The following is a 13489-nucleotide window of genomic DNA, read 5'->3' as shown; positions in this document are numbered from 1 at the left end:
TTAATTGAAAGTAAAATTATCTATATAATCTATGTATTAATAGGAATAAAGTAAAAAAGTATGAAAGTAAGTGAGAAGTAAATGCAATTATCTAAAAAATATGACATAATATAATAAATAGATGAATTATTAGACATATAGGGGATGATATTTTGAACTGCGAAGATAACTTTAAAATATTGCATGTAGATGATGAAGTAGATTATTTAGATACTATGAGACAATTATTGGATGAAAAAGGTTATAATTCACAACAGGCTTTATCTGGTATGGAGGCAGTAAAAAAGCTGAAAGAAGAAAATTTCAACTTAGTTATAACTGGATTAAAAATGCCTGGGATGGACGGCATTGAATTAATGGATAGAGTAAAAAAAGATTATCCAGATATTGAGGTTATAATAGTAACTAATTATGGCTCCATTGAAAATGCTGTACAAGCAATGAAAAAGGGAGCTTTTAGCTACTTTGTAAGAAACAATAAGCCAGAAGAGCTATTATTGGAAATTGAAAAGATAAGAAAGTTCTGGAGGCTTAAAAGTGATAACGACTTTTTTAGAGATCAGCAAAATGATAATAATTATATATTGCAGACCTATAATGAAAAGTACAGAAATATTCTTAATATAATTCGTAAAGCCTCTAAAAGTAATGTAAATATATTAATAACCGGTGAATCTGGAGTAGGAAAAGAAGTATTAGCCAGGTACATACACCAGACTAGTGATAGGCAAGAAGGTCATTTTGTCGCTGTAAATTGCCAAGCATTATCTGAAAATTTGTTAGAATCGGAACTTTTTGGACACGAGAAAGGATCTTTTACTGGGGCTATTGAGAGAAGAATAGGAAGATTTCAACAGGCTAATGGAGGAACACTATTTTTAGATGAAATTGGAGAAATGCCTGTAAGTGTTCAGATAAAACTTTTAAGAGTCTTAGAAACAAGAACTATTGAAATGATAGGAAGCAATAAGAGTATAAATGTAGATTTAAGGCTTGTTTCTGCTACTAATAAAAATATAGAAAAAGCTATTCAAGAAGGTACTTTTAGAGAAGATTTATTTTATAGAATTAACACTATAATATTAGAGGTACCTCCTCTAAGAGAAAGAAAAGAAGATTTAAATATGCTTATCGAGTTTTTCCTTAAAAAATGTGCAAAGGAACAAAAGAAAAAAATTGATAGTGTAGAGCAGGGAGTAATGGATTTTTTACTTTCCTATAGTTACCCAGGAAATATAAGAGAACTTAGAAATATAATTGAAAGACTAGTTGTCCTATCAGAAAATGGTATTGTAAGATTTGAAGATTTGCCGGAGAGAAGAAAGATATCTATAGCAAATACAGATAATTTAGAAGAGATAATACCTTTGAGAGAATTTAGAAAGGATACAGAAAAAGGTTATATAAGCAAAGTACTGAAAGAGTGTGATGGAAGTTTAAACAAGGCAGCAGAATGTCTTCAAATAAGTAAAAGACAATTATTTAATAAAATTGCAGAACATAGCATCAAGTGAAATTTTTTTCATAGTAAAAGTGAAGAAAATTTCACTTTTATTATGAGCTTTTTTATTATATGCACGTATCTATGGCATTTAAGATATATAAATATATTGGCATGTAATTTGCTTTATATAATAATGCATAAATAAAAAAGGGGGAATGTACTATGAAAGGAACAAAAGAAGGAGCAACTACCTTAAAAAAAGAAATCAGCCTTATGCAGGCAACATTGCTTGTGGTTGGTATAGTAATAGGTAGTGGAGTATTTTTCAAGCCTGCAGCGGTATTTAAAAATGCAGGGGCACCAGGACTTGGAATACTTGCTTGGGTAGTTGGATGTGTAATTACTGTAGCTGGAGCGCTTACAATTGCAGAAATAGGTTCAGCTATTCCAAAGGCAGGTGGATTATTTATTTATTTAAAGGAATTGTATGGAGAAAAGTGGGCATTTTTACTTGGATGGATGCAGACCGTTATATATTATCCAGGAATGAGTGCTGCTTTGGCTGTAGTATTTGCTACACAATGTACAACCTTTATCGACCTGTCACCAACAGCACAAAAGGCAGTATCTGTAGGACTAATTATATTTCTTACTATTGTAAATATTGTATCAACAAAGTTTGGAGCTAAGTTTGCATCTTTATTTACTATAGGAAAACTTGTGCCTATAGCTGTAATTATTATTTGTGGTCTTACTATGGGTAAAGTTCATGAGTTTACTCCATTTGTAACATCAGTAAGTACTGGGGCAGGCTTTGGTACTGCACTTTTAGGAGTTTTATTTGCCTATGAAGGATGGATTGCAGTAGCTAATATGGCAGAGGAAATGAAGAATCCTGCAAAGGATTTACCTAAAGCTATAATACTTGGAATGGTTATAATAACTATAGCTTACTTAGGTGTTAACTTAGCTATAATAAATACTATGCCAGTAGAGCAAGTTGCAGCATCTAAAAAAGCAGCTTCTGATGCTTCAGTAATATTATTTGGACCAATGGGCGCAAAACTTATCGCAGCTGGTATACTAATTTCAATTACTGGATGTCTAAGCGCATTTATAATGACTGGTGGTAGAATGCCATACGCTATGGCAGTAGATAACTTATTCATATTTAAAGGATTCTTTGGGAAGTTAAGCGAAAAATCCTCAACACCTGCTAATGCGGTTATTTTCCAAAGTGTGCTTGCTGCTGTATATGCTCTATCAGGATCTTTTGAAACTTTGACTAATTTAGCTACATTTGCTATGTGGTTATTCTTTATACTTGGTATAGCTGGTGTGTTTAGATTAAGAAGAAATTTCAAACACCTAATACCAGAAAATTCATATAAGGTTCCATTGTACCCTATAATACCTATAGTAGGTGTAGTTGGAGCACTATATGTTGTAATAAGTACTCTTATTACTGGAACAATGAATGCATTATTTGGAATCGGACTTACATTAGTAGGGTTACCTATATATATGTATATCAAAAAAACTGATTCAACTGAAAAAAAGGCGGCTGTGTAAAGATAAATCAATATCCTTACATAAAAAATAGGGGGCAAACTTCTTCCATATAAATAGTATTCTTGGTTTAATACTAAGATTAAATGTCTAAATGGCATTGAGCGAAAATAATACTGCCTATTAGACTGAAATAAAATAAAATTAAGTTATATTAAATTGATAAAAGTGAATAAAATAAGCTATAAGAAATTTTTTCCTAATATTAAAATTTGATTGAATTAAAACGGATTGAATATTAAATGAACTTTTTCCCTACAATTTAAAAATAAGATTGAATTAAATGTGAATTGAATTGATTGAATTAAAAATAATAAAATATAATTGAATTTTTTAAAACACTCCTAATAATTTTATTTCCAAACTATGATAACAGAGAAACATCATAGTTTGGAAATTTTTTTTATTAGATATTATCAAGTTGTGAAAGGATTGAAAATAGATATTGCTGTGATATAATATAAAATGAATAAAATTTTCTTATAGATAAAGTTTCATTAATAAGTTTATTTTATAGAAGGACACCTTTTTAAAATTAAGGTGTTCTTTAATCGTTGGATAAGGCATCTGAAAGAAGATAACAAGTCAAAGATGCGACGGATATTTTGTGTCAGGCAAGGAGGTGGGTTCCGCAGATAGTGAACCCTATCTAAGGGTTCTGCCGACGAAGTATGACGCAAAATAGACTAGAATATTGACTTATTATTTTCTTGAAGATGCCTAAGCTTATAGTAAATGTGAATTAATCTTAAAGTCTAAATTAGATAGAGGTAATGATTATGATAAAAACTATAGAATACTCACAAGTTGAAAAAAATGATATAGAAAATAAGTATGTTCTTGTTGATGTAAGAAGCCCCAAAGAGTTTTCAGAATCAACAATTCCAGGAGCAGTTAATGTTCCACTTTTTACAAATGAACAGAGAGAGCTTATAGGAACTGTTTATGTAAGGGAAAGCATCGAAAAGGCAAAGAAAATAGGAGTAGAGGCTGCTTCTAAAAATTTGCCAGGCATTTATGATAAAATAAACGAGTTAAATAAGAATTACAAAGGATTAGTATTTTTCTGTGCGAGAGGTGGTATGAGAAGTAGCTCAGTGGTAGGCTTTGTTGAAGCGCTTGGTGTACGTGCATTTAAGTTAGAGAAGGGTTATAAGGGTTATAGAGCCTATATAAATGAGCAACTCCCATGTACTGTAAGGGATATTAAATTTGTTGTAATTCATGGGAATACAGGGGTTGGCAAGACAAATATTCTAAAAAGATTAGAAGAACAGGGGCATGATATACTAGACTTGGAGGGATATGCTAATCATAGAGGTTCTCTTTTAGGAAGTGTAGGGTTAGGCGAACAAAATAGTCAAAAGCAATTTGAAAGTTTAGTATATGACAAATTAAAAAATAGAAAAAGTAACATTGTTTTTGTTGAAGGAGAAAGCCGAAGAATAGGAAAGATCATGATACCAGACTATATATTTGACTCAATGAAAAGTGGAGAGCATATAAAAGTAACTGCAGATATAGATTTAAGAGTAAAAAATATACTAGCTGATTATGTTCAAAATGATAATTCAGAACTTATAGAATCATTAAATAAATTGAGAAAATATATCAGTGAAAAAAATATTGATAAGTATATTGGTGAAGTAAGTAAGAAAAATTACGAATATGTAATTAGAGAGTTAATGATTAAATACTATGATCCTATGTATGAAAATAATAAGTATGACTTTCGATTAACTTTAGAGCATAAAGATATAGATGAAACTTGTAATGTAATAGTTGATTGGGCAAAATCTAATTTAGAATTTTAATGTAAGGCATCTGAAAGAAAATAGATTAGCATACTGGCTAGTTATTTTCTTTCAGGTGCCTAAATCCTCTAGTTCATTTGAATTAGAGGATCTATTATTGTATAATTCATAATTGATAACCTAGAGAGATTTTAAGGTTAGATATTGAACTTTGAATGAGAACGTTTGTTTTTGTTTTTGTTTTTTGTTATAATCGTAAGCATGGTAACAAAGAATACTACGGATAAGGATAAATAAAATTTGGAGGTTAAAGTCCTAAATGGACTTTAACGGGTAATTTTGCTAGGTAAAAGTTCTAAATGAACTTTGACGGATAACTTGTGAGCTGGGGCGAACGTGTTAAGTTATTCAGTGCCCGAAGGGAAACAAGCAGAATTACCCAGTGTGACCACTAAAAGGAGGAAGCAGATGGAACAAAAAGAGGAAAGAGTACAGGTCTATGATGTAACAGCCTTAACTTCCTTAGAAAAACTAGAACCGGTTCGAGTAAGACCAGGAATGTATATAGGTTCTACAGGAATTAAGGGACTTCATCATTGTATATGGGAAATTTTGGACAATGCTATAGATGAAATATCAAATGGATTTGGGGATAGTGCTGCTGTTATTTTAAATAAAGATAAGACTGTAACTATTGTAGATAATGGAAGAGGAATACCTACTGGAATGCACCCTACTAAGAAAAAGTCTGGTGTTGAAATGGTGTTTACTGAACTTCATACAGGAGGAAAATTTAACAACGATGTATATAAGACTTCTGGAGGATTACACGGTGTTGGAGCTGCTGTAGTTAATGCACTATCAAAATGGCTTGAGGTAGAAGTAAAACAGAATGGGCGTATCTATAAACAGCGATTTGAGAATGCATATGATAGAACTGTGAAAAGAGAAATGCCAGGAACTCCTGTGACATCATTAGAAGCTGTAGGAAATACTAAAGAGACAGGTACAAAAGTAACTTTTATGCCTGATAAAGATGTTTTTTCTGTTACAGATTTTAAATTTGAGGTTATAGATGAAAGACTTCAAGAATTAGCATTTCAAAATAAAGGAATAACGTTAAAATTAATTGACAATAGAAAAGATGAAGTAGTGGAAAAAGAGTATCATTCTGAAAGAGGACTGCTGGATTTTATAGATTATCTAAATGAAAGCAAAACGCCGCTTCATAACCCACCTATTTTATTCGATGGAGAAAGAGAAGTAAATGGTTTAAACATGTATGGTGAGGTATGTGTTCAGTTCACTGACTCTACTACAGAATATATTGCAAGTTACGTAAATAATATTCCAACTACGGAATCAGGAACTCATGAAAGCGGTTTTAAAACCGGCATGACTAGGGCCTTTAAGGAATGGGCTAAAAAGCTTAATTTGGTAAAAGAGAAGGATAAGGACTTTGAAGGAGATGACTTAAGAGAAGGAATGACTGCTATAGTCAGAATTAAAATAAGTAATCCTATATTTGAAGGTCAGACTAAAACTAAGCTTGGAAATACAGAAGCCTATACCATGATGAACGATTTAGCTTATACTAAATTTTCTGAGTGGATAGAAGATAACAAGGACACTGCAGCATCTATGATAAATAATGCCTTAGATGCAGCTGCAAGACGTGAAAAGATTAAAAAGATAAATGAAGCGGAAAAAAAGAAAATAGGAAAAGGTACTGCCCCGCTAGCAGGAAAAATAGCGGTATGTACTATGAAAGATCCTACCGTTTGTGAATTTATTGTAGTTGAGGGGGATTCTGCAGGAGGCTCTGCAAAGCAGGCTAGAGACAGAAGATTCCAGACTATAATGCCTTCTAAAGGTAAAATAATGAATACTGAAAAGCAGAAGCTCGAAAATGTACTTGGAAGTGAGGAGCTTAAGATATTCAATACAGCTATAGGCACTGGAGTTTTAGATAACTATAAGGAAGATGATTTAAAATATGATAAGATAATAATAATGTCAGATGCTGATGTGGATGGATATCATATTAGAACATTATGGATGACATACATCTATAGGTATATGAGATCAATAATAGCTAATGGACATCTTTATTTAGCACAGCCACCTTTATATAAAGTATATAAGCAAGGAAAAGGTGGAGAAATTGTGAAATATGCTTATAGTGATGATGAACTAGAAAAAGTAAAAAAAGAGGTAGGAAAAGGCGCACTGCTTCAAAGGTATAAAGGTCTTGGAGAAATGAACCCTCAGCAGCTTTGGGAAACTACACTAAATCCAGAAACAAGAACTCTGCATCAGATTACAATAGAAGATGCAGCTAAGGCAGAAAAAATGGTATCACTGCTTATGGGAGATGTAGTAGCACCAAGAAAAAACTATATGTATAAGTATGCGGAATTCTAGGGAGAGGGGGTTAGGTAATGGCTAAAAAACAAACAAGTATTCCAAGTGATAAAAATATAATTAAAATATCTATTGAAGAAGCTATGCCAGACAACTATCTTCCATATGCAGTAGAGGTAGCTAAGGATAGAGCACTGCCTGACGTACGTGATGGATTAAAGCCTGTGCATAGAAGAATAATATATGGGTCATACATGCTTAAAGCATTTCCAGACAGACCATATTATAAGTCAGCAAGAATAGTAGGGGATATATTAGGTAAATATCACCCACATGGAGATACCTCTGTTTATGATGCTATGGTAATACTAGCTCAGGATTTTACAACTAGAGAACCACTAATTGATGGACAGGGAAATTGGGGTTCTCAAGATGGAGATAACGCAGCGGCTATGCGTTACACAGAGGCAAAACTTACGCCTATTGCAATGGAAATGATAAGAGACATAGAAAAAGGAGTAGTTAACATGGTGGATAACTACTCAGGGTCTGAAAAAGAACCGGAGGTATTACCAGTAAGATATCCAAATTTGCTTGTTAATGGAGCTTTTGGTATAGCTGTAGGTCTTGCCACTAATATACCACCACATAATTTAGGAGAAACAATAGATGCGTCTATTGCTTACATCGACAATCCAGAAATAACTACTAAAGAGATTATGAATTATGTTAAGGGGCCAGACCTCCCAACAGGCGGTATTATAATAGGAAAGAATTCTCTTATATCTGCCTATGAAACTGGAGAGGGTAGAGTTACATTAAGAGCGAAAACTTCTATTGAAAGACTAGAGAATGGCAGATTAGGTATAGTAATTACCGAGTTTCCATATAGAAGAAGTAAAGCAAAGCTGCTTCAAACTATTTCTGAAATGACTGCAGATAAAAAGCATTCTAAAGCCTTAGAAGCAATTTCGGATATTAGAGATGAATCTGATAGAACTGGAGTTAGAGCAGTAATAGAGTTTAAAAAGTCTATAGAAGAGGATATGGTAGATAAGGTTCTTAAGTACTTATTTAAAAGAACTGACCTGCAGTGCAATATTTCTTTTAATATGGTTGCACTAGCTGATGGAAAACCTCAAACATTGGGATTAAAATCTATACTTCATCATTATGTAAATTATCAGAAAGAAGTTGTTACAAAAAGAACAGAAAGAGAACTTATGATAGCCTCAAAAAGATTTCACATTGTTGAGGGATTTATTAAAGCAATAGGCATAATGGATGAAATTATAGAAACCATAAGGGCTTCAAAGTCAAAAAAAGATGCTAGTAAAAATCTTATGGAGAAGTTTGGATTCACGGAAATTCAGACAGAAGCTATATTAGAGCTTATGCTTTATAGACTTACTGGACTTGAGATTGTAGCCTTTGAAAAGGAATATAAAGAGCTGGAAAAAGAAATAAAAAGGCTTAATAAAATACTAGGAAGCGAAAAAGAGCTTTTTAAAGTAATAAAGAAAGAGCTTCTAGAAATAAAGGAAAAGTATGCAGGTGCAAGAAAAACTGCCGTAGTAGAAAATGATGAAGAGGCAAAAATAGATGTGGAAGAACTTATAATAGAAGAGGACATTGTTATAACAATGTCAAATGAAGGTTTCATTAAAAGAATCCCTCTCAAAACTTATAATCGTTCCAATGCAGAAGTAAGTGACATAGAGTATAGAGAAGGGGATTTTAATAGATACATTATTAATTCAAATACAAAAGATATTTTAATGTTCTTTACTGATAAAGGGAATATGTATCAAACTAAGGGAATTAATATTCCTGAATTTAAATGGAAAGAAAAAGGCGAAAGACTAGATAGTATAATACGAGGACTTGATCTTAATGAAGAAAAAATCATAGCAGTTCACAGCATCGATAATCTAAATGAGAATAAGGATTTTATATTATTTACAAGCAGTGGAGCCATGAAAAAGACAGAGATAAGCAAATTTAATACAAATTATACTAAAATCATGGCCTTAAAATTAAAAAATACAGAAGAACTTATAGATGCTAAATATGTAGAAAGAGATAGAGAAGAGAGATTTATAAACATCAAAACAGAGTTAGGTTTATGCTTTACTATAAAAGAGCCTAAACTAGAGGTTGCAGATAGAAATATAATGAGTACTCAAGTTTTTAATCTATGTTCAAAGGATAAGGTAATGAGTGTAGAATTTACAGAGGAGTTCTCACACAAAAGCTTTAATATATGTATTGATAAAATGGGAACAATTAAAGCTCTAGATGAGTCAAAAGGCGGCAGAGGAATAAACACTCTAACCAATTCTTCATCAAAAATTTTAGTTTTTTCAGAGGATGGAGTTGTGTATTCGATACCGGCAATAATGCTTCAGAATATAGGGCAAACCGGAATAAATATAACTGAACTTTGGGATGACATAAACAAAAACAATATAATTGACATTATTTCAGTAGAAAACTTTAAAGAAGAAACAAGTATATATTTCTTTACTAAAAAGGGTATGGTAAAGAAAACTCCATTAGGCGAATTTGAAGGAGAATATCTTTCAACTATTGGGTATAAATTTAAAAACGAAAAAGATATTTTAATAAATGTTCAATTCAATAAAGAATGTAATGAAGAGGTAATTTTGATAACTAAGAAAGCAATGTGCATAAGGTTTGATGGAGATAGTGTAAATTACATGGGAAAAATAGCTTCCGGTGTTACAGGTATAAGCCTTAAGGAAGATGATGAAGTAGTATATGCATCATTGTTAAAGGATAAAAAAGATTTAAATAAAAATATCATAGTAAAATCATTAAAGAGTAACGAAGAAAAAGTAAACGTTAGTGATATAAAATCACAAAACAGAGCCGGAAGAGGAAAGCCTATGATGATGATTGTTATGGATGATTATGTAAAGAAAGTAGAAATGAAATAACTTAATATTATATAAGCATAAAAGTCATAATATGACTATGAACTAAGTTAATTATTTAACTTTTATTTACTAATTGTAATTAGTAAAATCTTGCTGTATAATAAAATTACAAAAAAAATATTAAGTAGGCAGAGATTAGAGAGCCGCGTTTAAAAGAGTTTAAATAACTTTTTTTGACGTGGCTTTTTTTACATCTTGTAGCTATACTTAGATTTTTGCAAAACTCAGTGTAACCGGTTACAAATCAGGGTTACAAAACAAAATTATGTTTGGGAGGTAATAACATGTCACATTTTATGGCCGAGTTTATGGGGACTGCTATCTTAATTCTTCTAGGTGATGGCGTTGTTGCAAACTGTGTATTAAACAAAACTAAAGGACAGAATTCAGGATGGATTGTTATAACTGCTGGCTGGTCCTTTGCTGTTCTTCTTCCTGCAGTCATATTTGGAGGAATAAGTGGAGCACACTTTAACCCAGCTTTGACAATAGGACTAGCTGCCATTGGAAAGTTTCCTTGGAGTGAGGTTGGTACTTATGTAACAGCACAAATGCTAGGTGCAATTTTTGGCGCAATCTTAGTATGGATAACTTATCTACCACATTGGAAAGAAACTGAAGATAAAGCTGGAAAGCTAGCTGTATTCTGTACAGGCCCTGCAATTAGAAGCCTACCATCAAACTTTGTAACTGAAGTAATTGCTACTTTTTTATTAGTATTTGCTATACTTGGATTAGGTGCTCAAAAAGTAGCTCCAGGACTTGGAACTATGTTTGTAGGTAATTTGATTTGGGCATTAGGTCTTTCATTAGGTGGACCTACAGGATATGCATTAAATCCTGCTAGAGATTTAGGACCAAGAATAGCTCATGCGATATTACCTATAGCTGGTAAAGGTGATTCTGATTGGGGATATTCCTGGGTTCCAGTTTTAGGTCCAATAGTTGGTGCATTAGTTGGTGCATTTTTATTCGTAGCTATATTCTAATAATATACTCCTCTAAAAAGCTATGGACAAAAGAGACACTATTCTCCTTGAATGGGATGCTAAAAAATGGTAAAATAAAAATGTTACCAAAAATATAACAACTTAAAGGAGTCTTGACTATGATTAATTTAAAAGAAAGTTTAGTAGAAAATCCAGTAATAGCAGCTATAAGCAGTGATGAGGATTTAGAGAAGGTTTTGTACAGTAATGCTGCTATTGTATTTATACTATATGGGGATATCATCAATATTTCTAAAGTATGTGCAAGACTTAAGGAAAAGGGGAAAATTGTTTTTATACACATAGATCTTATTGAAGGATTAAGAGGAGATTCGGCAGGAGTTAAGTATATAAAAGAATATGCTAATCCAGATGGTATAATAAGCACTAAAGCTTCGAACATCAAATGTGGAAACCACCTTGGATTATATACTATTCAAAGGATTTTTATAATAGATTCATTATCTTTAAAAACAGGGATAAAAAATATTCGAGAGACAAAACCAACTGCTGTAGAAGTTATGCCTGGTATTGCAACGAAAATAATAAGTTTTTTAGAAAAGGAAGTTAACTCATTTATTATAGCAGGTGGTCTTATAAAAGAAAAGAAAGATGTTATGGATTCATTGGCAGCAGGAGCGTTAGCTATATCTACTACTGAAAAAAAATTGTGGGAATTATAAACTTCATTAAAATTTAATCTATGAAGTGTAAACCTTTATTAAATTTTTGTTAGTTGATTAAAGGGAGGATAATTATTATGGCAAAATATATAATGGCATTGGATCAAGGAACTACAAGCTCAAGATGTATTATATTCAATAAAAAAGGACTAGTTGTAAGTGTGGCTCAAAAAGAATTTAAGCAAATATATCCAGAAGCAGGTTGGGTTGAACATGACCCAATGGAAATATGGGCTACTCAATTTAGTGTTGCAACAGAGGCATTATTAAAGGCAAATATAGAAGCAACTGATATAGAAGCTATAGGTATTACTAATCAAAGAGAAACAACTGTAGTATGGGATAGAAGAACTGGTCTTCCAGTTTATAATGCAATAGTATGGCAGTGTAGAAGAACAGCTAACATGTGTGATGAATTAAGAGAAAAAGGTTTTGATAAAGTAGTTAAGGAAAAAACAGGATTAGTTTTAGATGCATATTTCTCAGGAACAAAAGTAAAGTGGATACTTGACAATGTACCAGGAGCAAGAAAAGAAGCTGAAGCAGGAAACTTAGTTTTTGGTAATATAGATACTTGGCTTATATGGAACCTAACAAAGGGAAAAGTACATGTGACTGATTACACAAATGCATCAAGAACAATGCTTTATAATATACATGAATTAAAGTGGGACAAGGAATTATTAAAAGAATTAGATATACCAGAGTCAATGCTTCCAGAGGTAAAGCCATCAAGTTGTGTGTATGGTGATACTGACAAGGCATTATTTAATGCATCAATTCCAATAGCAGGAGATGCAGGAGATCAACAAGCAGCATTATTTGGTCAAACTTGTTTTAAACCAGGTACTGCTAAAAATACTTATGGTACAGGCTGCTTCCTTCTTATGAATACAGGAGAAAAAGCTGTTGAATCTAAAAATGGTCTTTTAACAACCATAGCTGTTGGTATAGATGGGAAAGTAGAATATGCTCTTGAAGGAAGTATATTTATAGGTGGAGCTTCAATTCAATGGCTTAGAGATGAGCTTAGAATGATAAAATCAGCTCCAGAATCAGAAAAATATTGTACAGCAGTAGAGGATACAAATGGAGTTTATTTAGTACCAGCCTTTGTTGGACTCGGAGCTCCATATTGGGATCAATATGCAAGAGGAACTATCGTAGGCTTAACAAGAGGAACAAAGAAAGAGCATTTTATAAGAGCTACAGTAGAATCATTAGCATATCAAACTTATGATGTTTTAAAAGCTATGCAGGAGGATTCAGGCATAGAATTAAAAGCTTTAAAAGTAGATGGAGGAGCTTGCGCAAATGACTTCTTGATGCAGTTCCAATCAGATATATTAGGTGTACAGGTTGACAGACCAGAAGTTATAGAAACAACTGCATTAGGAGCAGCATACCTTGCAGGTATCGCAGTAGGATACTGGAAAGACAAAGATGATGTAGCTACAAATTGGGCTGTTTCTAAGAATTTCGAGCCTAATATGGAGGATGAAAGAAGAACTGAATTATTAAAAGGATGGCATGAAGCAGTAAACAGATCTATGGGATGGGCGAAATAGTTTTTAGTTGAGAGTTGACAGTGTCAACTCTCAATTTTTTTCTTCTATAGAAAATGCCAACTTAGATTATAGTATCTTTTATTAGAGGACAATTGACAGAGAACAGAGGACAGTGAAGGTGAGTTTTCTTCCTTACGTCAGAAAACTATTATATTTTT

General features: G+C 32.4%; 8 protein-coding genes. All 8 read left to right on the top strand.

From position 1 onward, the window contains the following. Positions 1–152 precede the first annotated feature (152 nt). The 8 genes from I6U51_RS08570 to glpK all read left to right on the top strand — a co-directional run bounded on the left by I6U51_RS08570 (position 153) and on the right by glpK (position 13331). Complete coding sequence (locus I6U51_RS08570; RefSeq protein ID WP_246517194.1) at positions 153–1514, top strand: sigma-54-dependent transcriptional regulator; 1362 nt, start codon at positions 153–155, stop codon at positions 1512–1514. Between the two features lie 152 nt (positions 1515–1666). Further along, complete coding sequence (locus I6U51_RS08565; protein WP_211142263.1) at positions 1667–3016, top strand: APC family permease; 1350 nt, start codon at positions 1667–1669, stop codon at positions 3014–3016. A gap of 776 nt (positions 3017–3792) precedes the next feature. Then, the gene (gene mnmH / locus I6U51_RS08560) at positions 3793–4827 is read left to right on the top strand and encodes a tRNA 2-selenouridine(34) synthase MnmH (protein ID WP_211142262.1); all 1035 of its coding nucleotides are present in this window, start codon (positions 3793–3795) and stop codon (positions 4825–4827) included. Between the two features lie 408 nt (positions 4828–5235). Then, complete coding sequence (locus I6U51_RS08555) at positions 5236–7191, top strand: DNA gyrase/topoisomerase IV subunit B (RefSeq protein WP_211142261.1); 1956 nt, start codon at positions 5236–5238, stop codon at positions 7189–7191. A 17-nt stretch (positions 7192–7208) separates the two neighbouring features. Next, complete coding sequence (locus tag I6U51_RS08550; RefSeq protein WP_211142260.1) at positions 7209–10091, top strand: DNA topoisomerase IV subunit A; 2883 nt, start codon at positions 7209–7211, stop codon at positions 10089–10091. 284 nt (positions 10092–10375) lie between these two features. Continuing rightward, entirely contained in the window at positions 10376–11080 is a 705-nt protein-coding gene (locus I6U51_RS08545) for an MIP/aquaporin family protein (RefSeq protein WP_211142259.1), read from the top strand. A gap of 122 nt (positions 11081–11202) precedes the next feature. After that, on the top strand, positions 11203–11763 hold the full coding sequence (locus tag I6U51_RS08540) for a glycerol-3-phosphate responsive antiterminator (RefSeq protein ID WP_211142315.1): 561 nt from the start codon (positions 11203–11205) through the stop codon (positions 11761–11763). Positions 11764–11840: 77 nt separating this feature from the next. Continuing rightward, positions 11841–13331: a glycerol kinase GlpK gene (gene glpK, locus I6U51_RS08535; protein WP_211142258.1), complete on the top strand. Its 1491-nt coding sequence runs from the start codon at positions 11841–11843 to the stop codon at positions 13329–13331. Positions 13332–13489: the final 158 nt, after the last annotated feature.

It is taken from the genome of Clostridium aciditolerans, from assembly GCF_016316925.1.
Lineage (GTDB): Bacteria > Bacillota > Clostridia > Clostridiales > Clostridiaceae > Clostridium_AM > Clostridium_AM aciditolerans.
This window is presented reverse-complemented; position numbering and strand designations above follow the sequence as displayed.

Coding starts and splice junctions, on each gene's coding strand:
- I6U51_RS08565 (WP_211142263.1), top strand. CDS start 1,667: ATGAAAGGAACAAAAGAAGGAGCAACTACCTTAAAAAAAGAAATCAGC.
- mnmH (WP_211142262.1), top strand. CDS start 3,793: ATGATAAAAACTATAGAATACTCACAAGTTGAAAAAAATGATATAGAA.
- I6U51_RS08555 (WP_211142261.1), top strand. CDS start 5,236: ATGGAACAAAAAGAGGAAAGAGTACAGGTCTATGATGTAACAGCCTTA.
- I6U51_RS08550 (WP_211142260.1), top strand. CDS start 7,209: ATGGCTAAAAAACAAACAAGTATTCCAAGTGATAAAAATATAATTAAA.
- I6U51_RS08545 (WP_211142259.1), top strand. CDS start 10,376: ATGTCACATTTTATGGCCGAGTTTATGGGGACTGCTATCTTAATTCTT.
- glpK (WP_211142258.1), top strand. CDS start 11,841: ATGGCAAAATATATAATGGCATTGGATCAAGGAACTACAAGCTCAAGA.